The organism is Vibrio injensis, from assembly GCF_001895205.1.
Lineage (GTDB): Bacteria > Pseudomonadota > Gammaproteobacteria > Enterobacterales > Vibrionaceae > Vibrio > Vibrio injensis.
Window position 1 is genome coordinate 78898 of sequence record NZ_BDJF01000011.1, and the last position, 23260, is coordinate 102157.

The window sequence follows — 23260 nt, forward strand, 5'->3', positions numbered from 1 at the left end:
GGATAAGTTGAGACATTTTGTCTTAGCTTGAACAAATTGTCACGCGGCCTGAGTCAAAGGAATAGCAACTCGCTGAAATTATTGATGTTTAGTAAGCCATTTCAAGACTCAATATTGGCATCGACTTTGCTTGTCAACACAGCATTAACCACCACTAAAAATCGATAGGGATATGAACAAGACCTTACTGCGCTTGCTGACTTGCTTGTTATTGTTAAGCAATAGCCACTTCACTTTCGCCGATGCTTCGTTACGCATTCGTTTAGCCACCACCACCAGCACTTATCACTCTGGTTTACTGGATTATTTATTGGATGAGTTTAAAAAAGACTCAGGCTATACGGTGGATGTTTTAGCAACAGGTACGGGAAAAGCGTTAAAACTGGGTGAAAATGGCGATGTGGATCTTGTGATGACTCATGACCCAAAAGCTGAAGCGCAATTTATCGAGAAGGGTTATGGTATTTTGCCACGTAAAGTTATGTATAACGATTTTGTTTTAGTCGGTCCTCAAAATGACCCTGCAAAAGTCAGCGAACAAGACAATATCCAACAGGCTTTTAGCGCAATTGCCGAGCATAACCATTTGTTTATTTCTCGCGGAGATGAGTCTGGGACCCATAAAAAGGAACTGACGATTTGGCAAGCGAATCAGATAAAGCCGATTTTTTCTCAATATCGCTCGGTAGGTCAAGGCATGGGCCCCACTCTGACCATGGCATCGGAAATGCGAGCTTATACCTTGACCGATCGAGGAACGTGGTTAGCTTATCAGAATAAACTCGACCTTGTGATTTTGTATCAAGTCGATCCCTTACTGTTTAATCCGTATCAGGTGATTTTAGTGAATCCGGAACGTTATCCCCATACCAATTATCAAGGCGCCAAAGTATTCAGTGATTGGTTAGTCAACCCTAAGGGCCAGCAACTAATTAACCAGTTTCGAGTCCATGGACAAGCGCTATTTGTCGCCAATGCCAATGAGTAAGCCGTAATGAGTCTTTGGCAAACGACACTCGATGCGTTAGCACTTCTGCTCAATTTCGACGCTGAACTTTGGCATATTGTCGCCGTCTCATTTAGCGTCTCTTTAGCCGCAGTGGGGTTAGTTTTACTGCCTGCGTTATTGCTGGCTTTTGTCTTAGCCTACAGTCACTTTCCGGGCAAATGGTTACTGCTTTCGCTGATCAATACCTTACAAGCCGTACCCACCGTGGTGATTGGTTTACTGCTGTATATGTTACTGTCTCGAGCAGGACCTCTAGGTGATTGGCAACTACTGTTTACCCAAAAAGCGATGATTTTAGGTCAAATGCTCATCTGTCTGCCGATTTTAGTGTCCATGATGCACGGCGCGTTACAATCGAGTGATCGGCGTTCAGTCGAAACCGCGATGACCCTAGGAGCATCACTACCACGGATAGCTCTGACCATGATGTGGGAAACTCGCTTTCCACTTTGTGCAGCCGTGATCGCTAGTTTTTCGCGTATTGTCACCGAAGTTGGCTGCTCAATGATGGTCGGCGGGAATATTATGGGGTTAACACGTAATATCCCAACCGCGATTGCGATGGAAAGTCAAAAAGGCGCGTTTGCACAAGGAGTGGCGCTCGGAATGGTATTACTCAGCTTAGCGCTCCTTCTGAATTTTTTGCTCTCTAGCATGCGAGGGAAAGGTTATCTACGCGCATAATATACGAGGTCACATGTCGATATCACTTACTGCCCATCAGCTATCCATGCGTTTCAAAGATCGAGGCTTATTCCATATTCCGACGTTAACATTAGGCCCTCATGAAGCGGTTTATCTTAAAGGCGATAATGGCGTTGGCAAAACCACGCTATTAAAGATTCTCGCTGGATTGCTGAAACCAACGACGGGCTCGGTCTCTCATCATCGCGTTTGGTGGCAACGCTTATTGGGTTGCAGAGCTAATCCGCGCATTATTTATCTTCATCAAACCCCTTATTTATTTGATGATACCGTCTATCGCAATATTGCTTATGGGCTCCGTTTCTGTGCCTTATCAAGCCAAGAAAAACGCCGCCAAGTAATAGTCGCCTTGCGTATGGTTGGGTTAGAAAGTTTAGCGAACGAACACATGTCTGTACTTTCCGGAGGTGAAAAGCAACGTGTGGCGATGGCAAGAGCATGGATCTTGAATCCTGCTATTTTATTAATGGATGAGCCCAGCGCTTCACTGGATGAGGAATCTATTGCCAGATTAGTTATAATGGCCAACGATTTACTGAATCGTGGCTGCAGCTTGGTGATCACCAGTCATCAAAATAATCCATTAACCGAATTGTGTCATAAACAATGGTGGATAAAAGAACATCAGCTGTTTGAATCACCACGGCTACACGTTATTTCCCCTACTACCACAGAGAATCGCAATGTTACCTCCATCTCACACTAGCTGGGTCATTTTAGCCGGAGGGCAAGCTCGGCGCATGGGGGGCGACGACAAAGGATTAATCCTCCTTAATGGTCAACCATTAATTGCCCATGTTATTGAAAGACTACGCCCGCAAACAAGGCAAATTTTTATCAATGCCAATCGAAATCAAACGCAGTATCAACAGTATGCACCAGTGATCAGTGACATTGTTAAGGACTTCCCTGGCCCACTGGGCGGAATTCATGCTGGATTAACTCATTCTCCAACAGAGTGGGTGGGCTTTGTGCCTTGCGACAGTCCATTAATTAACGATGATCTGGTCGAGAGGTTCTGCGCTGCGGTCAATCCACAGAGTGAGATTTTAGTTGCCTTTGATGGCCAGCATCAACAACCCGTATTCACCTTATTTCATCGGCGAGTATTACCTAAGCTGGATGCCTTTTTAGCGCGTGGCGATCGTAAAATCGTTTTACTCTACGATGAATGCCATACCCAACAGGTCGACTTTAGTGATTCACCAGCCTGCTTTTTTAATTTAAATACGCCAAAAGAACTGACTCAATTTGGAGCGTTAAATACATGACAACGTCACGTCCTACTCTACCAATTCTGGGGTTCGCCGCTTATTCTGGAACGGGAAAAACAACATTACTGGAAACTCTGCTCCCCCATCTTACCCAGCAAGGATTGCGTATCGGAGTCTTAAAACACGCTCATCACGATTTTGATGTCGATGTACCCGGTAAAGATAGCTATCGCTTGCGTAAGGCCGGTGCATCGCAAATGCTCGTCGCTTCACGAAAACGTTACGCGTTAATGACCGAAACTGTCGATGCTGAAGCGGAATTTGATTACCTTTTGCAGCGTTTTGACTCACAACAACTCGATTTAATTCTGGTTGAAGGATGCAAAAATATCGCTTTTCCCAAAATTGAACTCCATCGAGCGGCACTGGCCAAACCTTGGCTCTATCCCAGTGACCACAATATTATTGCCATTGCCGCCGATGAAACCGTTGATACCTCGTTACCGCAAATGAACATCAATGATATTGAAGCGATAAGTCAGTTTATTTTGCACTATGTAGACCATTATCAACCGCACTCTGATCTAAAGCCTCAAAAGCCTTCTGTAGCTAAAGCCAATTGCGACACCTTGTCACCCGCCTCTCTCTCGGTAGAACAAGGGCTCGAAAAAATTCTTTCTGCCGTCTCATCTTTAAGTGACGTTGAAAGCATTGCGGTCAGTGATTCTTATGGCCGAGTTATTGCTGAGCCAGTTTTCTCACCAGTGAACGTCCCTGCTTATCGTAATTCTGCGATGGATGGCTATGCCATCCGCAGTGATGATTTACAACGCGAACGCTATACACAGGTCGCAGAAGTGATGGCAGGCCAACGTTATGCTTCCCCTTTGGCGTTAGGTGAATGTGTGAAAATCATGACTGGAGCGGCCATGCCCGATAATGCCGATACAGTGGTGATGCGTGAGCAAGCGGTTGTCGAATCATCTTTGATCTCATTTTCTCACGCCTCGATTCAAGCTGGGCAACATGTTCGTCAAGCAGGGGAAGATATCGCTTTAGGCAGCCGCGTTTTTTTACCGGGACAGCGTATCCAATCGGCCGAAATGGGTTTATTAGCCTCACTCGGTATGACCGAAATCTCGGTGTTTCGCCGTCTCAGCGTCGCGATCTTCTCCACTGGAGATGAAGTACAAGCCCCGGGTAGCCAAGCCACACCAGACACTATCTTTGATGCCAATCGGTTTACATTGATTGGCTTACTGACCCATCTTGGTTGCCGTGTTATTGATCTTGGTATTCTCGGCGATGATCAAACACTCATGACACACGCTCTTGAGCAAGGCGCCAATAAAGCTGATGTGATTATCACGTCTGGAGGCGTTTCTGTCGGTGACGCCGATTTTATTAAATCAGTATTAAACCGATTGGGGCATATCGATTTTTGGCGGATTAATATGCGTCCCGGTCGTCCGTTTGCTTTTGGTCATATCGCGACGCGTCCTTTCTTTGGCTTGCCCGGAAATCCTGTCGCGGTCATGGTTTTATTCATGCAATTTGTCGAGCCTGCACTGCGTAAAATGCAGGGCGAAACAAATTGGCAACCATTAAAAATAAAGGCCATCGCCAGCGAAGAACTACGTTCACGCCAAGGGCGCAGTGAGTTTAGCCGAGGCATTTACCATATTGACCACAATGGACAGTTAACCGTACGTACAACGGGGCAACAAGGCTCTGGAATTCTTCGTTCGATGAGTGAGGCAAACTGTTTAATTGAAATTGAACCCGCAGTCGACAAGGTTAATATCGGTGAAAGCGTGACAATCATCCCACTTCAAGGCAGAATTTAGCCCATGACAATTTGTTCAAGAGCAAAACATGGTTCGTACAATTATTTATACCTATAAAGAACAGCAAAAAACCTTAACCTTTTCTTATCAAAAGCACCGTAATATTCATGAAGCGGTTGCGGAAGCCGAAGGTATTGATATATCAGACTATTTAAAAATGGAACTGCAGCTAGAGGCGATTTCGGATACTAAAGCGGTACGTAATTACCGTGATAATTATTTTAAAAAGCTCGGTTTTGGGGTCATCACGTTACAAGCGAAAGAGAATCATGGCGTTGGTAAAAAACCAAAGAAAACCAATTAGCGCTCTTGTAAAAACAACGACTCTATCAATAAAAGTGGGCTTGTCGAATGACAAGCCCACTTTTATTTGAATGTGCAACAATCAGTAATTACTTAATGTTGAGAAAAGCTGCGCCTCTAACACCACCTGAATCACCATGTTTCGCTTTAATGATTTTTGGACATTTTGCGATAGGTAGTAGGTATTTAGGTACACGTTTAGGCATTTCTTGATAAATCAGCTCAAAGTTTGAAAGACCGCCACCCAAAGCGACAACATGCGGATCATTGGCGGTGAAAAGATTAGCAAAGCAGATAGCCAGCAGTTCCATAAAGCGCTCAACATGTTCAACCGCTTTAGCTTCACCGGCTTCATTGGCATGGATAATATCAATCGCTTTTTTCTGTTCACCATAATAGTGTTGATAAAGTAACTCAAAACCACGACCAGAGAGATAACTGTCTAAACAGCCTTTCTTACCACATCCGCAGCCAAGCAGTGGTGCATTATCCCCAAGATGAAACCAAGCGTCGATCGGTAAACGCATGTGGCCTACTTCACCTGCCACATGGTTGCGACCAGAGAATATCTTACCTTCATAAACTAAACCGCCACCAAAACCAGTACCGAGAATTAATCCCATCACTGACGGTTCATTTTTCAGTTCCTCATCCCAAGCTTCGGAAAGCGCAAAACAGTTGGCATCATTTTCAATTTTGACCGTACGCCCAATTCTTGCTTCTAAATCCGCTCGTAAAGGTTTGTTTTTTGCTGCGGGGATATTAACTGTCAATACATTCCCTGTATCGGCTTCCTCGGACCCCGGTAAGCCAAGGCCAATTTTACCTTCAACAGCAAATTGAGCATCGTATTTAGCCACCAATCCAACCAGCGTATCGACCAATAAAGCGTAGTCTTCTGTAGGGGTTGCGACACGTTCTGTCGCCACGCGTTGTAAATTCTCATCAAAAGCACCAAACTCAATTTTTGTGCCACCGACATCAAAGCCGTAATACATGCTTATCTCTCCTTCAACACCCAACCTTGGGTTAAAATATCAAAAATAAAAACGCCGATATTATCCATCATAGCGATGGTTTTATCCGTGACTCATCCCCGAGTTTATCGTTTTCTGCTGCCCGTTTGCACAGGAAACCAGCATACCTTTATGTAACGTTAGAGGCAGTTCACTTTATTGTTATGGGCATTGGGATCCCAATAACGTAGAACTTGAGTAATCTTGCCAGTGCTGCAAAGCCGGTCTTTCTCCTTTAATGTGGAGCAAATTCTGAGTTTTACCGAACAGATAACTCTCTTTAAATGCTTCAAACCACAGTTGTAGTGTTTCTGAGGCTTGTTGTTCTTCGCAAAGGGAGAGCACTAAACTCGCGACTTCAGCGGTGGCGAGATATTGATCCTTACTGGCTTTACGCATTAAGTAACTAGAGACTTTTTCAGGCTCAATCGATAATAAAGGCAAGGCGGCTAAATAGGGAGATTTACGAAAAATCCGCTTGGCTTCTCGCCAACTACCATCAATAAAGATCAATAAAGGTTTACGTGTTCCTCTATTCTCGGCCACGGTAGTCAGTTGACGTTGTTTATCTTGATCGGTTTGGGCTGGAAAAACAACAACAGGGAAAAATTTCGGGTCAGATAATAATGAGAGTAAATGAGGATCTGGCTGAGTTCGATGCCATTGATACACATAAGTTTCTTTCACCGTATCAGCGATCAAACGCCCAGTATTACTCGGTTTAAATACTTCATTGTCAGAGACTAAGAGTATCACCGCGACTTGAGTCTCTATATTCGGTTGAAAATCACACAAACAGTATTGTTGCGCGACCTGACAAAACGAGCAACGAGAAATTTTTGAACCACGGGCAAGAAAAGGTTTGGTTGATTGCTGTAGACGTTCCTGATACAAACGATGAAAAGCGTGGACTCTCATAACTCGCACACAATGATAAAATAGGGACGGCGATTCTACCGCTCACGACGATGAGCGGCTAGTGTTTTACGATGAGAACATCCGGTTTATCTTCCAAGGAGGCTGTTAAGCATGCAACCAGAAACGGTTCGTTTGATTATTTTCGGTGTCGTACTGATCAGCTGTGCGATATGGGAAGTCCTCTGTCCTAGGAAAATGCTTACCCAGAATAAATGGCTACGCTGGGCTAATAATCTTGGCTTAGTTGGTCTCAATAGCTTATTAATTATGCTATTAATGCCTATCGTCGCATTTTCTGCTGCCCAATGGGCACAAGAGCAGCAGATAGGTATTTTTTACTACTTAACTCTTCCTTCATGGCTAGTCATTCTGCTTTCATTGCTCTTATTGGATATGATCATTTATGGGCAACACGTCTTATTCCATCGCGTGCCTTATCTCTGGCGCTTACATCGCATGCATCATGCGGATCAAGATATTGATGTGACAACAGGAGCACGCTTTCATCCTATCGAAATACTGTTATCAATGTGGATAAAAATTGGCACGGTGTTATTACTCGGGATTCCACCTAGCGCGGTCTTATTGTTTGAAATCATCCTTAACGCAAGTGCTATGTTTAATCACAGTAATGCTAAGTTAGCTATCCCGATTGATTATTGGCTGCGAAAATGGCTCGTAACACCTGATATGCATCGAGTTCATCATTCGATTATCCCTAAAGAAACTCATGCTAATTTTGGTTTCTGTTTGTCAATTTGGGATAGATTATTCGGTACTTATCGTGATCAACCCGAGCATGGGCACGATAAAATGATGATCGGCTTACCCCTTTTTCAGAAAAGCAGAGAACAATGGCTGGATAAAATGCTTAGCCAGCCTTTTCGTCGTGATTAAGAGAAATAGTATGAGATTAAAAACGGTCGGAATGGTATCACTGTTGATTATCAGTGGGTGCGCATCACAGCAAGAACAAATAAACCAACAAGAGGCATCAAATTGGCAGCAGGCCGAGCAATGGCCAGACACGTCATTATTTAACGTGTATCAGCAGTGGCAAGGCGTTCCTTATCAATTAGGAGGAAACGGTAGAAATGGCATTGATTGCTCAGCTTTTGTACAAATCGCCTTTCGTGATGTCTGGCAGCATCATTTACCACGAACCACATGGTTACAGAGTCAACAAGGCAAAGCTGTCGCCTACCGCGACGCACAGTACGGTGATTTGGTTTTTTTCAAAACTTCATCTTCTACTCGCCATGTCGGGGTGTATTTAGGAAACAAAAGCTTCGTTCATGCTTCAACCTCGCAAGGCGTAACCATATCAAGATTAGATAACCCTTACTGGGCTGCAAGATTTTGGCAAATCAGAAGAATAGAAAAGCCACTTTAGTCATCAGTGGCAAGGCTGGCATGAGCATCTCTACCTAATCCGATTAAGACTCTCAGATCAGTCGTACTTACTCACTGCGGTATCAAATAAGTTTTTAACTAAAGCGACATACTCATCAAGAAATAAAATTTGCTCGTTGGTCGCAGGTTTATGCCAAACACTCGTCAGGACTTCACCTAAATCATCGACAACTAAATCCGCTTCTTTTAACAAGCGAAAACGAACACTTGAGTGTAACTCTGGATTTTGCTCGAAGATCGCCATGATGTTACTGGCAATCATATCGGTAATGACATCTTCAACGCTCTCTTGCCCAATATCACCATCACGGGTAAAGATATCCATGTTCATCGCCAAATGTTCGATCAGAGCTAAATAACCATCGGTTTCTACAACCACTTTTCTTCTCCGTTTACCGCTTATTGCCAGAATCAACGTTGCCTTGAGTAATATTAAGTCATCAACACACTTTTTCACAGTCTAATGACTGAGAATCTTTATGTTATGTCTTAGCTTTTCTCAAATTATAGGTCGCTTTTGCTGTTAATGAATGCCTAACTACAAGAGCGTGGCAAGATTTAAGGTATGACATTATTGTATCTTAAAGCTGGTGTACAGCTAAATGTGCCGCGGGTTATGGTTAGGAAACTTGATTGTAATCACATTTATTTCTTTTTACTTCCGTCAAACGCTAACTAAATGAAATTATGTGCATTTGAAGTCTGAAATCCTCACCTATTTCACCTAAACTATCGGTAAGTTCATCGACATGGGAAAAGCATTATGTGGCAAGCCATCGTGCAACAGCTATCAGCGGCCCTAACATTTCAATTTGATCTTGTTGAAAAAAGCAGATTAGAAGCGGGAGATATTCATGATTGTTACATGATTTCTAATGGCAATGAACGCTACTTTGTCAAAGTTAACCATCGTGACAATTTACCTCTTTACGAAGCGGAGGCGAATAGTCTGCGTCTGCTCTCAGAGAGTCAATCCGTCTTGGTTCCACAACCGATAGTCGTCGGAGTGACCAAAAATCACTCCTTTATTATCTTAGATTATTTGCCAACCAAACCACTAGATGACCTCAATAACCAGTATCGATTCGGTCAACAGATGGCGAAACTTCATCGGTGGGGAGAACAAAAAGAGTACGGCTTTGATGAAGATAATTATCTCGGTGAAGTCCTTCAGCCCAACCCCTGGAATAAGAAATGGCATCTTTTCTTTGCAGAGCAGCGTATCGGCTGGCAACTACAATTACTCAAAGAAAAAGGGATATTTTTAGTTAACATTGATGAATTTGTCGATGTGATTAAACAGCAACTGACCTCTCACACACCTAAACCTTCTCTTTTACATGGTGCACTCTGGTTTAGTAACGTTGCCCATTCTGTCACCGGGCCAATTTGTTATGATCCGGCTTGCTATTGGGGTGATCGTGAATGTGATATTGCAATGACAGAGTTAGTGACAGGATTCCAAGATGAATTTTATCAAGGCTACCAAAGCCTACTTCCTCTAGACAATAAATACCAACAACGTAAAGAAATTTATAATCTTTATCATCGCCTTAATCATTGTAATCAATTTGGTGGTCACTATTTAAATCAAGCCGATGACGCGATACAGAAAATTCTCGCTTTTTAAATTCAAGGTAGGAATAACAAGATCCCTATCTAACGAACCCACTCATCCCAACACGGCATGCTCTAAAACATACCGTGTTGGTTTTAAACCTCAAATGATCACTTTAGTTTGACCGCCGTACCAAAAGCCAATACCTCGGAAGAGCCATTCGTAATCGCACTGGTGGTAAAACGAACCCCAACCACAGCATCCGCTTTGAGTTGTTTTGCTTCTACCAGTAGACGCTCAATCGCCACCCCACGAGCCTCAGTCAGTAGTTCAGTATAGCCATGCAACTCACCGCCAATGATTCCCTTTAAATTGGCCATAATATCTCGCCCTACATGCTTAGACTGAACGACATTGCCCATTACAACACCAAGAATATCAACAATCTCTCTACCAGGAATGGTTTCTGTTGTGGTGTAAATCATCAAATACCTCACTATTTATCTATTTGCTTTTACACAGATTAATTAAATTTACCAGCTATACTTTATAAAGTCGCTGACTATTTGGAAGGTATGTAATGACACAACAATACACAGATGCCGTAAGCAATCCTTTTTCAAGTCGGATAGGCAGACGTATCATTATCATTATGGTGATCTTGAGTGGTATTTTAACCCTCACGACAACATTGCTACAAATCTACTGGGACTATAGACAAGAGATCAATGACATCAACCAAAAACATTATGAGGTAGAGAATGTGCATTCCGAGCTGCTCGTTAGCTCACTATGGTCTTACGATTTAGCGCTATTACAACAGCATCTCGACCTATTGGTTAACCTCCCAAAAATTCAATACTTAGAAATACAGTCGGTCCAAACGGTATTGAGCGCCGGAGAAAAAGTGGAAAACTATCCAATCACCGATACTTATCCATTGGTTTATTTCAATTTGCCTGATCAGAGCTTTGAAACCATTGGTACCATTTATGTTGAGTCTAATGCAGAAGAAATTTATACCGCCCTCTTTCAACAATTTTTAACCACTTTAGCGATTAACGCGTTTAAAACTCTTTTTGTATGTGGGATATTATTAATAGTTTTCCATTCCAGTATTAATCAGAGAATATTTCAAATCGTTGAGTATTTACGCCGCTACAATCCAAGGCACCCCGCTTTACCTTTACAGTTAAATAATCATAAATGGGTGATGGAAAAAAATGATGAGCTTGATCTTCTTGGTTACGAAGCTAATCGTATTACGGCTAATATCACCAAGCTATATCAAAATATCCAACAAGAAAAAGAACGGCTGGCTGATTTCACACAAGTCTCATCAGATTGGCTATGGGAGACCAATCAACAAGGAGAGTTAATTTATTGTTCAGAAAGCATGATAAATACCTTAAAAATCGATCTCGAACAAAAACCTACTTTTAATGACATTGACTGTTTTTCTAAAACTGATGATCTATTGATTGCTCTCGATCAACAACGCAATTTTAATCACTGTGAAGTCACAATAGAACAAGCTTCTGGCAAGCAATATCTGATGTTACAAGCTATCGCTCGTTATAAAGAGGAGACTTTTATTGGTTTTCGTGGTACGGCATTAAATATCTCCTCACTCAAAAACACTCAACTTCAATTGCATGAGTTAAATGAAAGTCTTGAACAACAAGTCGTCATTAGAACTCACGATCTCGAACTGAGCATGGCGCAATTAAAAGCGACGCAAAAACAGCTGATTGAAGCCGAAAAATTATCGGCATTAGGGGGATTGGTCGCCGGCGTTGCCCATGAAGTGAATACTCCTCTTGGTATCTCTGTGACTGCCGCATCTGTCATTAATGAAACTGCCATGGCACTCAATCAAGCGTTTTCTAATCAAACCTTAACCAGCACTGAATTTTCAGAATTAATGCAAAGAATGACTTCTAGTGGTCAAATGCTCGAAAACAATTTAAATCGAGCAGCAAAATTGATCCGAGATTTTAAACAAACAGCCGTAGATCAAGTATCTGAAAGTCGCTGCGAATTTGAGCTTGTACAAACCTTAGATGCTTTAATGGCCAGTTTGCATTCCGAGACAAGGAAAATTCCTGTTGAACCGGAAATTATCAGCCCTAGCGGTCCAATAAAAATGAATAGCTTACCGGGTGTGATTACGCAAATTATCACTAATTTAGTACTCAATAGTGTTAATCATGCTTTCGACCAGCAACCTAATGCAAAAATCTCGATTCAGTTATCGGAAATCAATGACAGTGTATTAATTAAATATCAAGACAATGGTTGTGGTGTAGCTCGCCATTTACATCACAAGATATTTGAACCTTTCTATACCAGTAAGAGAGGTTATGGCGGTTCTGGTTTAGGACTAAACTTGGTGTTTAACTTAGTCAAACAAAAATTATGCGGAGATCTTACTTTTGAATCTGAGATTAATCATGGTGTTAAATTTATAATTCGTATCCCTAAAAAACTACCATTAGTGATTGATGACACTAAAGAAGAATGATTAAATGTTCGAGATAAGTGGGTTATTGGTTATTCAGTGAAGTATTTTTCTATCATTTTATCCAGTTGACCCGCTGATCGTAACTGTTGTATTCGCTGATCAAAGATAGATTTAAGCTCTTGACCATCAGATATTGAGCGTGAAATAAGCATATAAAATTTATCACCACTAATGCCAGGAATACTGACCACTTTTAACCCATTAGTAAGATGATCAATTCCCTCTGATGCTTTAAAGCCAGCCAATATTTCATAACGAGCGAGAAAGACATCACATCGATTCGCTTCTAGCATTTTTACGACCTGCTCAAAGGTTCTGCTATTTTTACGAACTTTGCTATCATCAACGCCAAACCCTGTATAGTTATATCCTTGTAAGCCACAAGTTCTTAAGTAATCGAGATCTTGCGCAGTTCGGATAGGTAATCCTTCAGGATAAGTGATTGATGAGTATACATAACTAGGTTGAAGAGTGTAATAATAATCGGTTAAAATATAATCTTCATCTCGCTCTTCACTATAAGCGGCACTCAAAGCGATATCATATCGACCTAATTTTGTTTCACGTAAACAACGTTGCCATGGTGGTAGATCTACCGTTATCGTTAGGCCTAATGGCGAGAAAATTTCCTCTAAAACATCGATGTCATAACCAATTACTTTTCTCTCTTTTTCAAAATGATAAGGTGGCCAACCACTGCCATCCCCACAAATTGCAAGCGATGTTCTTTCTAATGCCATTGTCGATATGGATAAAAATATACCCGTAAGTAGTATTACTACGGTAATTACTTTTCTCATCATAACATCCCTGAAATTTAGCTACTATTTTTAATAAGTATTAGAACTGCCAATCATCATAAGGTAGATGGATCGCTTTATAAATAGCCTCTAACTCACCACTATCTTTAAGTTTATCAATCATTCTTGTTAAATAATCATCAATCCAATCACCTTTAGGCCCTTTAGGAATGATAAATACATCCTCATGGTCATAAAAATGCTGGCGATAAATATTTGTCAGGTTTAGACTTCTTAGAGCAATGTCGGCTTCTTCTTGTGCCCAAACAAACCCATCAATACGACCAGAAGACAGTTTAAGTAATGATGTATTAATACTATTAGAGCGCATTACTGGAAAAGGCATATCATCAGGAAATGCTTCGATTATATAATGATTAGGGTTCGCCCAAAGCTGATCGACGCTAAATGGTTTATCCTTATTAGTATAAAGAACAGAGGCCACTAAACCAAAAGAACGACTACTAAACCGGTAAGCCAGTTTGTCATCCGGATCATCCACTCTAATCGCTGGCAATGCAAAATCAGCTTGACCATTCACAACACCATAAATAGCACGATGGAGTGGATAAACATGAATAATAATATTTACATTAGGATCAATTGCATCAATACGTCGTACTAAATCAACAAAAGGCCCACTACCATCAGCATTAATCAACCCAGGAATTTCACCCAGATGGGCAATAATTTCATTCCTAGATTGTTCTTTTTCTTCTGCATTAATAGAAAATAAAATAGGAAAGACAATAAATGATGCATATATAAAAAATCGATTGCAACCCATTAAAAAACTCATAACAACACCTATAATTAATAAGTAAATAAACTTAATCAGGATACTGTTCACGAATAGCAATAAAATATTCCCAATTTTCAATTAATAAATTAACTAAATTTGGGTCGAAATGTTTACCATTTTGAGAGGTTAATTCATTTTTAATATCATTTTCCGACCAAGGCTCTTTATAACTACGTTTAGATCCTAAAGCATCAAACACATCCGCTAACGCGGTGATACGACCACTGATGGGAATCTGTTCACCGACCAATCCATTGGGATAACCGCTGCCATCCCATTTTTCATGATGACTAGCAGCAATTTCTTTTGCTTTCACAATCAGTGGACGATTGGATTTACTCAGTATTTCAACACCATAGTCAACGTGCTTTTTCATAATTTCCCATTCATCAGCCGTTAACTTACCTGGTTTATGCAAAATACTATCCGGTATTGCGACTTTACCTACATCATGCAATGGTGAACCGTTTTTTATCATGTACACCTCTTGCTCTGGTAAACCACACAACTCAGCCAGTTTTTCAGCAATCAAGGAAACCCGTTGTACGTGTGCCCCCGTTTCTTTACTTCTTGCTTCTACCGCATTAGCTAGGTTGTAAACCAACTCTTTGGATGTTTCTCGTAAATCAAGCTGTAAGTTTAAGTTATTAAAGGTCAGTGCAATATTTTGCATGTAAATCTCAAGCAACTGAGCATCCGCCTCTCTCAACTCCTCTAATAGATTAATATATAATAAATTTTCAGTTCCTCGACTATCGAGCATATAAAGAATAGCCGCGTCATGAAAATTTTCAGAGCGTTGATTATTTAATACTTGCTGACACCGCTGTGCGACTTCATCAGGTAAATGTGAAAAATCACACTCACTAGAGAGATCAACAAACCCACCTATCGCGGCCAAAGTTAACGCATAAGTTGCAGTACCGTCTGCTTTCGGACGCACCACGCAATAAAAACCAGAAGCGGGTAACTTTAATAGTGACGTAAGTTGATTGAGAACTGATTCGGCATACGCTTTTAAGGTTGTGGTATTTTGTACTTGTGCCGATGCTTGAATTACTCGCTTTAATCCCTGTTTTTGTTCTTCGATTAAGCATAAATCGCGATAAGAACGTAGCATCGAGTACATTAATGTGCGCAATTTTTGAGTCGTTAATTCAGTTTTTTCTTTATAGTCATCAATCTCATATTGTTGAATGACTTTATCTTCCGGCGCTTGTCCCGCTTGCCCTGTACGCAACACTAAACGGATATTTTTATTGCTGCACTCTCGGCGAATGTATTCCACCAAATCCAAGCCTGCGTGCTCCGTCTCCATAACAACATCAATCAGCGCCAAAGCGATGTCTGGGTTATCTTGAAGTACCTGCTTCGCTTCTTTAGCCGATAATGCAGAAAGCAGCTCTAACTTTCTGGATTGAAAAGTAAAACCGGATAAAGCGATTTGCGTGATCTGATGGATTTGCTCATCATCATCAACCAGCAATACTTGCCAAGGCTTTATGCTTGCCGTCATGGGGCTTTTTTTCTCTGCTCCTGAATTGTCTTGGGAGCGATAATCAGCAAATAGATCCATAATAACCATCTTATTGTTTAACGACCTACTTATAGGTTTAGCACATCAACGATGATTTTATAAACTCAAACATCGTCCTTGATGGAATAAGTCTCGAGGGGAACAAACTTTGCACTTAATTTTCTGTTTTAAGCAACTTTACTGGCTAAGATTAACGATGTGAGAGTAACAGTAAGGAAAGCGGTATGAAGAATTTTACGGAGAGAGCGGTACTATGCCCACACTGTGGTCATACAATCCGCATCACTTTAGATTCCAGTAATGGCAGCCAAGATTTCTATGACGATTGTCCAGCGTGCTGCCATGCTATTCACCTTAATATGCAAGTTAATGAACAGCAAGATTGTATTGATCTTTATATTGATGCCGATGACGAACAAATTTTTTAATTTAATGGTATTTATTCTCTTAAGGGCGCGCTTTTCAACACGCCCTTAACACTTCGTGACTAAGATTGCTTAACCAACACCCGTTCAACGGTATCAACGATCGCTTGCGTCTGAGGATCAATTTCTACATTAATTTTATCGCCAATTTTACGAGATCCAAACAACGTACGCTGCAACGTCTCTGGTATTAGATGAACATTGAATCGATTCGCTTCCACTTGGCCAATCGTTAATGAGCAACCATCAAGGCCAATATATCCTTTAGGTAATACATATTTCATTAGCGATTCTGGGATTTCAAACCATAAGGTTTTGTTATGCGCTGAATCGATAATATCAACCACTGTTGCCATGCAGATAATATGCCCAGACATTGAATGACCACCAATTTCATCGCCAAATTTAGCCGCTCGCTCAATATTTACTGCGTCGCCAACATTAAGTTGACCTAAATTAGTTAAGCGCAAGGTTTCTTGCATGAGATCGAAAGAAACTTGATGCCCATTAATATGAGTCACCGTTAGACAACAACCGTTATGCGCCACCGAAGCGCCTACGGCTAAGCCACTAGAGAGAGGCTCTGGAAGATCGATAACATGAGTTTGAAACTGTGCTTTTTTATCGATAGCGACAAGTTTTGCCGTCCCTTGTACAATACCTGTGAACATAATGTGATTCCGGTAGATTTTCGTGGTGCTTAGTGTGACATTTCTTTATCATTCTCTCTAGACCCTAAGTACTCGAAAGTACCTCCCTTTTTATCTCTTGAGTCACTATTTGACCTAGATTTTCCTTTTTCGGAGAAGTGTGTGCAACGTTATAAAAAAGAAGCCTCAACGTTAATTAAACTGGCTACCCCTGTATTAATTGCCTCTATTGCCCAAACAGGGATGGGGTTTGTCGATACGGTAATGGCCGGAGGCGTGAGTGCGACAGATATGGCTGCGGTGTCTATCGCAGCGAGTATTTGGCTGCCCTCGATCTTATTCGGTATTGGCTTACTAATGGCATTGGTGCCGATAGTCGCCCAACTTAATGGCTCTGGACGCAAAGAACAGATCGCATTTGAAATACAACAAGGCGCAATATTAGCATTATGGGTGTCGCTACCGATCATTTTGGTCTTATTCCAAACTAAAATTATTTTAGGCTTTATGGACGTAGAAGCGCTAATGGCAGAAAAAACCATCGGCTATATGTTTGCTGTCATGTTTGCTGTTCCAGCCTTCTTGTTATTTCAAACCTTACGCAGTTTCACTGATGGAATGTCATTAACCAAACCCGCCATGGTCATCGGCTTCTTGGGTTTACTATTTAATATTCCACTCAACTGGATCTTTGTCTATGGCAAGTTTGGTGCGCCCGCCCTTGGTGGTGTGGGATGTGGTGTTGCGACTACCATTGTTTATTGGATCATGTTTTTGATGTTACTGGCTTATGTCGTCACATCGAACCGTTTAGCTCACATTAACCTATTTGGGCAATTTCATCCGCCGAAACTAAAAGCACAACTGCGCTTGTTTAAATTAGGTTTTCCTGTTGCTGCAGCATTATTTTTTGAAGTAACACTTTTTGCCGCTGTGGCTTTATTAGTCGCTCCGCTTGGTTCTTTAGTGGTCGCGGCACATCAAGTTGCGCTCAGCTTTTCTTCATTAGTCTTCGTCATTCCGATGAGTATAGGTGCTGCCGTATCCATCCGTGTTGGACATACTATTGGTCAGCATAATCTCCCCGGTGCTGCCGTTGCCTCTAATGTAGGTTTGCTGGTCGGTGTCGCGGCTTCTTTGTTGACCGCGACTTTTACCCTGATCTTTCGACAAGAGATTGCTTTGTTGTATACCAATAATTCAGAAGTGATTACCCTTGCAATGCAGCTACTGATTCTGGCTGGTATTTATCAATGTGTCGATGCTATTCAGGTAGTTGCTGCAGGCGCTTTACGTGGTTACAAAGATATGGCGGCGATTTTTAATCGTACCTTCATTGCGTATTGGATTTTAGGTTTACCGACCGGCTATGTGTTGGCGATGACCGACTGGATTGTTGAGCCAATGGGCGCAAGTGGTTTCTGGATTGGCTTTATTGTTGGCTTAAGCTCTGCGGCTTTAATGCTTGGTTTACGTTTATATTGGATGCAAACCCAAGATGAAGAGATACAAATGCAATTTGCTGCTAAGTAGCTAAAAACACGGTAGTTTCAAGTCGTAATAACCAAGGCCAAGTGATGACTCTGACTGAACTTGGCTTTTTTATTTTACGTATACAGACAAAGATGGTTTTAGGAGGACAATCCGTGTATCACAATCATTTTCGGCAAGCCAATAGAAATAAAATACTGACTAAGTATCTGTATGCGATTGTCGTAATGAGTGTATTGGCTGGCTGTGATAACTCTAATCCATCATTAGAGAGTGATTTTTCTACTTATTTAACTCGAATTGCCAACGTTCAACAAGCCGAGCGGTTAACCAATCCCCAGATGTTATCGCAAACGTTACCGGACAAACGCAACATTGAGCTGACGATCACGCCACGGACTTTGGGCTTACTTGATAGTTATGAACTAAGAAAATGCCAGCTTTTTCAACTCATTGCCCAAAGAAACTCCTCCCTTGGTCGAGTCCAAGATGAATTTCGAGGGTTTGACTACGAGATACAATTATTAAACGGCATCGAACACTGTTTGCAAATAAACTCGCTTTCTGAAAGCGTCAGTACACAACTAAAAACGATTGCTGAAATTAAAGGAGAAGATCTTCATAAACATTGGTATAACTTACTCTATACCAGCGTGGCGATGCGCGCACAGCTGACCAGCCATTCGTGGTTAGCAAATAACATCGAACTCAGTGAATTAACTCAAGCGTTAAAAACCTTTACTACCGTTCATCAACGTCTAGTACTTGAGCAAAGCTTACCCGATACAACGATTACCCCTTATCAAGAGGTGCTTGAAAAACAGCGAATTTTAGGTTCACTCAAGTTTTCATTAGACAATGCAACGCGTTGGCTTAAGACGACGACTCGGCAATTACAAGATAACGATAGCGCAATCTTATGCGGTCCAAACCAAGATCGTACTCGTCTTCATTACTTACAAAATGTCTTCAACCGTTATTATATTCAACAAATTCAGCCAGCATTAACTCGGATTGATAGTGTCTATCTTCAATTAGAAGAGTTCTTAATCATTTTTGAATCCAACGATAATATGAAGAGCCACTTTACCGTGCAAGACAGCCACCAACAATTTCGTGATGCCCTTGCATTACACGTACACTATTGGCAGCAATTATTTCAACGCTGTTCAGTCAGCGTCGGCCGTTAACATATAACGTCTCGATTACGCATAAAACGAGCAAAACGAGGGATGCCTGAATCGGTATAACCATTATATTGATAAGTAATTAAACAGCCTATTTCAGGTGGAGTTTGGCGTAATCGATCCGTTAAACCACTACCGATCGCAAATTCAATACCGTCTTCAGTACGTACAATCAGTGCTCCAATCATGCCCGTATATTTACCTTTTCCTGGCCGATAACCAATCACTTGGGCCTCTGCATCTTGATGTTTTTTTAACTTGAGGAGATCATCACTGCGCCCAGCTTGATAATCGGCGGCAACTCTACGTAGCATTACCCCCTCCCCACCTAATACGAATAGTGTTTCAAGGTCACTTAGCAACGCCTGCTCTGATTCAATCGGCTGATGGACGATATACTGAATATGTTTCGCTCCAATGCTCGTCGTTATCTCAATTAAATGTTGATACCGTATCCGAAAATCGCCTTCCATCGTGGGCAGATCAAACAGCATAAAATTGATTTTTTGCCAAGCCGAATCCGAAGGCTGTCTATCCAATACGGTTTGTTGAACAAAAGAAAACTGCTCGCGTCCCGCCCATAATTCACCTTCTAACGGGTAGCTGGGCAGCGGTTCGGTAAACCATGAAGGCGCATGGATCGGGTAGCCATTACGAGTGGTGAGTTGTTGCCCATCCCAAATCGCACGAATACCATCCAATTTTTCACTTTGCCAATAATCTCCTAACTCAATCCCTTGGCGATATTCTTTTGCATAGACAATGGGTAACGGTTGGTAATCGGCAGACCAAACTGGCGTAATTGTTATAGTTGGTGCAATAAGCAGCAGCGAAGCGGTAATTAACGAGATTTTATATGACATTACTTGCCCTCAAATTTTCACTCTAATGATGCGCTAGACATCTGATTTAAAAGTGAGGAAAGTATGCCCACATCAGCAGTTATTTGAGTGACAGAAAAAGACAACTAGCGAGGTATTTCACACTAATTGATGCCCTAAATACACGAGATTCACTCCCCATCTAGCCTAAAGATCATCATCAATAATGATATTCACAATAGAGTAGATGGGGCATAGAGTGGTAATAAAACCACGATTCTAAGAGGCTTGGTGCCTTGAGTTAATTTCACGCAACTGGGTTAAATAGTTAATCCAGCCTTGAGCTTCATTATTGGAAGGTTGTAAATGTTGAGCTCTTTTAGCCTGAGCTAACGCATCATCGAGTCGATTTAACTTATACAGGGCACGAGCACGAGCTAAAGCAACCTCAGGTTGACGCGCTTTATCAGTGACTTTATCCAGTGCGCTTAAAGCTTGTCGATATTCACCTTGCTGATTGTAGAGTAATGAGACGTTCCAATAGTATTTAGCATCAAATTGCGCAGCTAAAGTCCAAGTTTCAATCGCTCTATCCCACTCTTTGGCTCGTTGCCAATAAGAAGCTCGCTCGGTGATCAAATCAAGATCACTGTCAGCATTCTCTATTGAACCAAGAATTTGAGCCGCTCGCTCAGGAATTCCGTTTTGAGCGTACAGTTGAGCAAGCAATCTTAACTCTTGCTGATTGAGTTCAATGCCGTGTAACTTGGCTAAGCCCAAGCTACTCAAGGCTTCTTTCGGTTGCCCAGTACGCAACTCCAAACTCACCAATTGTAGCCACCAACTGCTCTTGTCACTTTCTAAAGCAATCAAGCGTTTTAAGGTTACAATCGCTGGCTTCCATCGTTCGAGCTGAAGTTGAGCACCAAGTTTCAGCGATAGTGGTGTCACCTCATCGATTGACGTTAGTTGCTCATAGCGATCAATCGACGATAATGTCTTGGCCCATTGCTGCAATTGATAATGGACTTGGCTAATCCTCAGCCATAATTCGCTAGTGGTTTGCTTTTCATTACCGTCTTTGATCACTTCTTTTACAAGCTGATAGTAATGCGGTAAGGCGGATTGATATTGTTGATCCATAAGTAATAAATCGGCCAACATGCGACGAGTGGCCCAGCCTTGCTCATCAACCAATTCTCCGCTACCCACCGCTTCTGTCAACGAACGTATCGCCAAAGAAAGCTGCTCATTTTGCCAATAAAAAACCCCCAGCATACGGTCAAAATACGCTTTATCGTATCCTCGGCTTACTTTGGTTTCTCTTAATAGTTCGATCGCTTCGGCAAAACGCTCTTCTTGAGCGAGTTGATTTGCTTGCAGCGCTTTATTCGCCGCATAAGGGCTGAGTTCTACCGCAAAAGAAGAAGTAGAACCAATCAGCAATAAGTAAACTATCCATCGTCTGATCATTTGGTTAACTTAAACTCCAATTTAATCGTTTGACCGGGTTGAGAAACCGCATGCCCATCCAGCAATTTAGGCTGATATTTCCAACTCCGTAAGGCTTGCATCGCTTCACGCTCAAACATTCGCCGCGGATTGGCATCCACCACCTCAATATCCGTTGGTCGTCCCGTTTCATCTATTGTAAAACGCAGTAGAACATAGCCTTCAACATTGCGTTTTAAAGCACGTGCTGGATAGTTAGGCTCAACACGATACAGCGGTAAAGCCTGCTGATTAGCCCCAAAATCACCAAGAGTGGGTACATTGATCGCAATACCATTGATCGCCGTATCGAGACCTAATGTGGGAACCGATGTTGAGGTTAACGTATTGGTCACCGAGCTCTGTTGCTTAGACACTGGCGATTGTGGCGGAGGCTGTGGCACTTTAGGCTGTTCAGGCACAGCGCGTTGTCGGCGCTGCACCTCTTGCTCTTGCTCAACCATCACCATAGTAAAGCTGAGAGCGTTATTTTGCGTCGGTGAGCGCAAGCCATCGTTATTGATCATCCAAGCCATGAATGAAAATAAGCTCACTGAAATCAAAGCCGCAAAAGGCGTAGCCAGCAATAAACGTAGCATCAGCGCTTCTCCGCCGCCAATGCAATGCTTTTCACGCCCGCGCCTTTCGCCGCATCCATCACTTTGACAACGGTTCCATTGTAAGCATGCTCATCAGCTTGAATCACTAAGGCAGCCTCTGGCTGCTCAAGTAATAAGTGCTCTAATGTGGCCTGCACTCTTTCAACATCAATTTGTCTTTTATCGATATAAATATCGTTTGCTGAGGTAATGGCAACAAAAATACCCGCATCTTTTTGTGCTGTCACATTTGAGGCGGATGGACGATTCACCTCAACCCCAGATTCACGGACAAATGAGCTGGTTACGATAAAGAAAATCAACATAATAAACACAATATCCAACATCGAGGTTAAATCGATTTGTGCTTCCTCTTGATTGGACGAACGTCGGCCCAGTCTCATCGCTGACTCCTTAAGGATTTTTCTAACTTCAATTCATATAAACGGCACGTTTTCGCCAACCGAGCATAAACAAACATCCCCGCTAAAGCAGCGACCATGCCTGCCATAGTCGGAATCGTCGCCAAAGAGATTCCCGATGCCATCAATTTGGGATTACTGCTACCTTGAGTCGCCATCACATCAAACACCGAAATCATCCCAGTAACCGTACCCAGTAAACCCAACATCGGAAAAATAGCCACCAACACTTTAATTAAATTAAGGTATTGAGTGAGTTGAATGTGTGCTTGACCCAACCATCCAGAACGAATCGCTTGCGCATGCCATGAATGATGATCGTCACGCGCGTGCCATTGTTCAATCCACTGCTTACGCTGTTTAGGAAAGGTAACTAATAAGTAAATTATCCGTTCTATCACTAGCAACCAGCAGACCGCGACTACCGCGGCCAGCCACCAGAGTACTGTTCCACCCTGAGCCATAAACTCGGAAAGGGGCAGAAAGAGCTTTTGCAATGAAAATAACCCATCTGCTTGATTCATGTTC

At 42.0% G+C, this 23260-nt stretch carries 26 protein-coding genes; 13 read left to right on the forward strand and 13 right to left on the reverse strand.

Features of this window, described 5'->3' with window-relative positions; translation table 11 throughout:
- Positions 1-172 precede the first annotated feature (172 nt).
- Genes BSR11_RS03675 through BSR11_RS03700 form a run of 6 tightly spaced genes read left to right on the forward strand, consistent with a single transcriptional unit; the run spans position 173 to position 5079 of the window.
- Entirely contained in the window at positions 173-988 is an 816-nt protein-coding gene (locus BSR11_RS03675; RefSeq protein WP_072669128.1) for an ABC transporter substrate-binding protein, read from the forward strand.
- 6 nt (positions 989-994) lie between these two features.
- Positions 995-1693, forward strand: coding sequence for an ABC transporter permease (locus BSR11_RS03680; RefSeq protein WP_072669129.1), 699 nt, complete (start codon positions 995-997; stop codon positions 1691-1693).
- Between the two features lie 13 nt (positions 1694-1706).
- The gene (locus BSR11_RS03685; protein ID WP_072669130.1) at positions 1707-2420 is read left to right on the forward strand and encodes an energy-coupling factor ABC transporter ATP-binding protein; all 714 of its coding nucleotides are present in this window, start codon (positions 1707-1709) and stop codon (positions 2418-2420) included.
- Positions 2398-2985 carry a molybdenum cofactor guanylyltransferase MobA gene (mobA, locus tag BSR11_RS03690; protein WP_072669131.1) on the forward strand — a complete coding sequence of 196 codons (588 nt, stop codon included), beginning with the start codon at positions 2398-2400 and terminating at the stop codon, positions 2983-2985. The genes BSR11_RS03685 and mobA overlap by 23 nt, the downstream gene beginning before the upstream one ends.
- Positions 2982-4775, forward strand: a complete 1794-nt coding sequence (locus tag BSR11_RS03695; RefSeq protein ID WP_072669132.1) for a bifunctional molybdopterin-guanine dinucleotide biosynthesis adaptor protein MobB/molybdopterin molybdotransferase MoeA — start codon at positions 2982-2984, stop codon at positions 4773-4775. Before mobA ends, BSR11_RS03695 begins: the two co-directional genes overlap by 4 nt.
- A 28-nt stretch (positions 4776-4803) precedes the next feature.
- Entirely contained in the window at positions 4804-5079 is a 276-nt protein-coding gene (locus tag BSR11_RS03700; protein ID WP_072669133.1) for a DUF2960 family protein, read from the forward strand.
- Between the two features lie 88 nt (positions 5080-5167).
- On the opposite strand, the gene nagK is transcribed toward BSR11_RS03700, so the two are convergent.
- Both nagK and BSR11_RS03710 read right to left on the reverse strand, forming a co-directional pair.
- The gene (nagK, locus tag BSR11_RS03705; RefSeq protein ID WP_072669134.1) at positions 5168-6076 is read right to left on the reverse strand and encodes an N-acetylglucosamine kinase; all 909 of its coding nucleotides are present in this window, start codon (positions 6074-6076) and stop codon (positions 5168-5170) included.
- A 180-nt stretch (positions 6077-6256) separates the two neighbouring features.
- Complete coding sequence (locus BSR11_RS03710) at positions 6257-7012, reverse strand: tRNA-uridine aminocarboxypropyltransferase (protein ID WP_072669135.1); 756 nt, start codon at positions 7010-7012, stop codon at positions 6257-6259.
- Between the two features lie 111 nt (positions 7013-7123).
- On the opposite strand from BSR11_RS03710, the gene BSR11_RS03715 reads away from it, so the two are divergent.
- The gene (locus BSR11_RS03715) at positions 7124-7909 is read left to right on the forward strand and encodes a sterol desaturase family protein (RefSeq protein WP_072669136.1); all 786 of its coding nucleotides are present in this window, start codon (positions 7124-7126) and stop codon (positions 7907-7909) included.
- A 10-nt stretch (positions 7910-7919) separates the two neighbouring features.
- Positions 7920-8405 carry an NlpC/P60 family protein gene (locus tag BSR11_RS03720; protein ID WP_072669137.1) on the forward strand — a complete coding sequence of 162 codons (486 nt, stop codon included), beginning with the start codon at positions 7920-7922 and terminating at the stop codon, positions 8403-8405.
- Positions 8406-8462: 57 nt separating this feature from the next.
- Here BSR11_RS03720 and BSR11_RS03725 read toward each other — a convergent pair whose 3' ends face one another.
- Complete coding sequence (locus BSR11_RS03725; RefSeq protein WP_004395248.1) at positions 8463-8804, reverse strand: DUF3802 family protein; 342 nt, start codon at positions 8802-8804, stop codon at positions 8463-8465.
- A gap of 384 nt (positions 8805-9188) precedes the next feature.
- Between BSR11_RS03725 and BSR11_RS03730 the strand changes: the two genes are divergently transcribed.
- Complete coding sequence (locus tag BSR11_RS03730; RefSeq protein WP_072669138.1) at positions 9189-10055, forward strand: fructosamine kinase family protein; 867 nt, start codon at positions 9189-9191, stop codon at positions 10053-10055.
- Positions 10056-10153: 98 nt separating this feature from the next.
- Here BSR11_RS03730 and BSR11_RS03735 read toward each other — a convergent pair whose 3' ends face one another.
- A complete protein-coding gene (locus BSR11_RS03735) occupies positions 10154-10468 on the reverse strand; it encodes a heavy metal-binding domain-containing protein (RefSeq protein ID WP_072669139.1) in 315 nt (104 codons plus the stop codon).
- Between the two features lie 95 nt (positions 10469-10563).
- On the opposite strand from BSR11_RS03735, the gene BSR11_RS03740 reads away from it, so the two are divergent.
- Complete coding sequence (locus tag BSR11_RS03740) at positions 10564-12507, forward strand: PAS domain-containing sensor histidine kinase (protein WP_072669140.1); 1944 nt, start codon at positions 10564-10566, stop codon at positions 12505-12507.
- Positions 12508-12536: 29 nt separating this feature from the next.
- Here the strand turns inward: BSR11_RS03740 and BSR11_RS03745 are convergent, their stop codons facing one another.
- From BSR11_RS03745 to BSR11_RS03755, 3 genes are read right to left on the reverse strand one after another with little or no spacing between them, the layout of a single operon-like run.
- Positions 12537-13310: a substrate-binding periplasmic protein gene (locus tag BSR11_RS03745; protein WP_083544844.1), complete on the reverse strand. Its 774-nt coding sequence runs from the start codon at positions 13308-13310 to the stop codon at positions 12537-12539.
- Between the two features lie 37 nt (positions 13311-13347).
- The gene (locus tag BSR11_RS03750) at positions 13348-14106 is read right to left on the reverse strand and encodes a transporter substrate-binding domain-containing protein (RefSeq protein ID WP_072669142.1); all 759 of its coding nucleotides are present in this window, start codon (positions 14104-14106) and stop codon (positions 13348-13350) included.
- 31 nt (positions 14107-14137) lie between these two features.
- Entirely contained in the window at positions 14138-15685 is a 1548-nt protein-coding gene (locus BSR11_RS03755; RefSeq protein ID WP_072669143.1) for a DUF3369 domain-containing protein, read from the reverse strand.
- A 185-nt stretch (positions 15686-15870) separates the two neighbouring features.
- Between BSR11_RS03755 and BSR11_RS03760 the strand changes: the two genes are divergently transcribed.
- The gene (locus tag BSR11_RS03760) at positions 15871-16074 is read left to right on the forward strand and encodes a CPXCG motif-containing cysteine-rich protein (RefSeq protein WP_040904293.1); all 204 of its coding nucleotides are present in this window, start codon (positions 15871-15873) and stop codon (positions 16072-16074) included.
- A gap of 59 nt (positions 16075-16133) precedes the next feature.
- Here BSR11_RS03760 and BSR11_RS03765 read toward each other — a convergent pair whose 3' ends face one another.
- The gene (locus BSR11_RS03765; protein ID WP_072669144.1) at positions 16134-16742 is read right to left on the reverse strand and encodes a riboflavin synthase subunit alpha; all 609 of its coding nucleotides are present in this window, start codon (positions 16740-16742) and stop codon (positions 16134-16136) included.
- A 141-nt stretch (positions 16743-16883) separates the two neighbouring features.
- Here BSR11_RS03765 and BSR11_RS03770 point away from each other — a divergent pair, with 141 nt between their 5' ends.
- The gene (locus BSR11_RS03770; RefSeq protein ID WP_072669145.1) at positions 16884-18254 is read left to right on the forward strand and encodes an MATE family efflux transporter; all 1371 of its coding nucleotides are present in this window, start codon (positions 16884-16886) and stop codon (positions 18252-18254) included.
- 113 nt (positions 18255-18367) lie between these two features.
- A complete protein-coding gene (locus BSR11_RS03775; RefSeq protein WP_240004039.1) occupies positions 18368-19402 on the forward strand; it encodes a DUF3080 family protein in 1035 nt (344 codons plus the stop codon).
- On the opposite strand, the gene BSR11_RS03780 is transcribed toward BSR11_RS03775, so the two are convergent.
- The 5 genes from BSR11_RS03780 to BSR11_RS03800 all read right to left on the reverse strand — a co-directional run bounded on the left by BSR11_RS03780 (position 19399) and on the right by BSR11_RS03800 (position 23256).
- Positions 19399-20262 (reverse strand): DNA ligase, encoded by an 864-nt coding sequence (locus BSR11_RS03780; protein ID WP_072669146.1) that lies wholly within the window; start codon positions 20260-20262, stop codon positions 19399-19401. The genes BSR11_RS03775 and BSR11_RS03780 overlap by 4 nt on opposite strands.
- A 237-nt stretch (positions 20263-20499) precedes the next feature.
- Positions 20500-21693: a tetratricopeptide repeat protein gene (locus tag BSR11_RS03785; RefSeq protein ID WP_072669147.1), complete on the reverse strand. Its 1194-nt coding sequence runs from the start codon at positions 21691-21693 to the stop codon at positions 20500-20502.
- Entirely contained in the window at positions 21690-22310 is a 621-nt protein-coding gene (locus BSR11_RS03790; protein ID WP_072669148.1) for an energy transducer TonB, read from the reverse strand. The genes BSR11_RS03785 and BSR11_RS03790 overlap by 4 nt, the downstream gene beginning before the upstream one ends.
- Positions 22310-22714: an ExbD/TolR family protein gene (locus BSR11_RS03795; protein WP_072669149.1), complete on the reverse strand. Its 405-nt coding sequence runs from the start codon at positions 22712-22714 to the stop codon at positions 22310-22312. The genes BSR11_RS03790 and BSR11_RS03795 overlap by 1 nt, the downstream gene beginning before the upstream one ends.
- On the reverse strand, positions 22711-23256 hold the full coding sequence (locus tag BSR11_RS03800; RefSeq protein WP_072669150.1) for a MotA/TolQ/ExbB proton channel family protein: 546 nt from the start codon (positions 23254-23256) through the stop codon (positions 22711-22713). Before BSR11_RS03800 ends, BSR11_RS03795 begins: the two co-directional genes overlap by 4 nt.
- Between the last annotated feature and the right edge of the window lie 4 nt (positions 23257-23260).

Excerpts from the sequence above, each read along its gene's own strand:
- BSR11_RS03795 (WP_072669149.1), bottom strand. The coding sequence starts at position 22,714 with ATGAGACTGGGCCGACGTTCGTCCAATCAAGAGGAAGCACAAATCGAT.
- BSR11_RS03755 (WP_072669143.1), bottom strand. The coding sequence starts at position 15,685 with ATGGATCTATTTGCTGATTATCGCTCCCAAGACAATTCAGGAGCAGAG.
- BSR11_RS03780 (WP_072669146.1), bottom strand. The coding sequence starts at position 20,262 with ATGTCATATAAAATCTCGTTAATTACCGCTTCGCTGCTGCTTATTGCA.
- BSR11_RS03710 (WP_072669135.1), bottom strand. The coding sequence starts at position 7,012 with ATGAGAGTCCACGCTTTTCATCGTTTGTATCAGGAACGTCTACAGCAA.
- BSR11_RS03685 (WP_072669130.1), top strand. The coding sequence starts at position 1,707 with ATGTCGATATCACTTACTGCCCATCAGCTATCCATGCGTTTCAAAGAT.
- BSR11_RS03700 (WP_072669133.1), top strand. The coding sequence starts at position 4,804 with ATGGTTCGTACAATTATTTATACCTATAAAGAACAGCAAAAAACCTTA.
- BSR11_RS03740 (WP_072669140.1), top strand. The coding sequence starts at position 10,564 with ATGACACAACAATACACAGATGCCGTAAGCAATCCTTTTTCAAGTCGG.
- BSR11_RS03785 (WP_072669147.1), bottom strand. The coding sequence starts at position 21,693 with ATGATCAGACGATGGATAGTTTACTTATTGCTGATTGGTTCTACTTCT.
- BSR11_RS03800 (WP_072669150.1), bottom strand. The coding sequence starts at position 23,256 with ATGAATCAAGCAGATGGGTTATTTTCATTGCAAAAGCTCTTTCTGCCC.
- BSR11_RS03750 (WP_072669142.1), bottom strand. The coding sequence starts at position 14,106 with ATGAGTTTTTTAATGGGTTGCAATCGATTTTTTATATATGCATCATTT.
- BSR11_RS03760 (WP_040904293.1), top strand. The coding sequence starts at position 15,871 with ATGAAGAATTTTACGGAGAGAGCGGTACTATGCCCACACTGTGGTCAT.
- BSR11_RS03745 (WP_083544844.1), bottom strand. The coding sequence starts at position 13,310 with ATGATGAGAAAAGTAATTACCGTAGTAATACTACTTACGGGTATATTT.
- BSR11_RS03730 (WP_072669138.1), top strand. The coding sequence starts at position 9,189 with ATGTGGCAAGCCATCGTGCAACAGCTATCAGCGGCCCTAACATTTCAA.
- BSR11_RS03715 (WP_072669136.1), top strand. The coding sequence starts at position 7,124 with ATGCAACCAGAAACGGTTCGTTTGATTATTTTCGGTGTCGTACTGATC.
- BSR11_RS03675 (WP_072669128.1), top strand. The coding sequence starts at position 173 with ATGAACAAGACCTTACTGCGCTTGCTGACTTGCTTGTTATTGTTAAGC.
- BSR11_RS03765 (WP_072669144.1), bottom strand. The coding sequence starts at position 16,742 with ATGTTCACAGGTATTGTACAAGGGACGGCAAAACTTGTCGCTATCGAT.
- BSR11_RS03695 (WP_072669132.1), top strand. The coding sequence starts at position 2,982 with ATGACAACGTCACGTCCTACTCTACCAATTCTGGGGTTCGCCGCTTAT.
- BSR11_RS03680 (WP_072669129.1), top strand. The coding sequence starts at position 995 with ATGAGTCTTTGGCAAACGACACTCGATGCGTTAGCACTTCTGCTCAAT.
- nagK (WP_072669134.1), bottom strand. The coding sequence starts at position 6,076 with ATGTATTACGGCTTTGATGTCGGTGGCACAAAAATTGAGTTTGGTGCT.
- BSR11_RS03790 (WP_072669148.1), bottom strand. The coding sequence starts at position 22,310 with ATGCTACGTTTATTGCTGGCTACGCCTTTTGCGGCTTTGATTTCAGTG.
- BSR11_RS03720 (WP_072669137.1), top strand. The coding sequence starts at position 7,920 with ATGAGATTAAAAACGGTCGGAATGGTATCACTGTTGATTATCAGTGGG.
- BSR11_RS03735 (WP_072669139.1), bottom strand. The coding sequence starts at position 10,468 with ATGATTTACACCACAACAGAAACCATTCCTGGTAGAGAGATTGTTGAT.
- mobA (WP_072669131.1), top strand. The coding sequence starts at position 2,398 with ATGTTACCTCCATCTCACACTAGCTGGGTCATTTTAGCCGGAGGGCAA.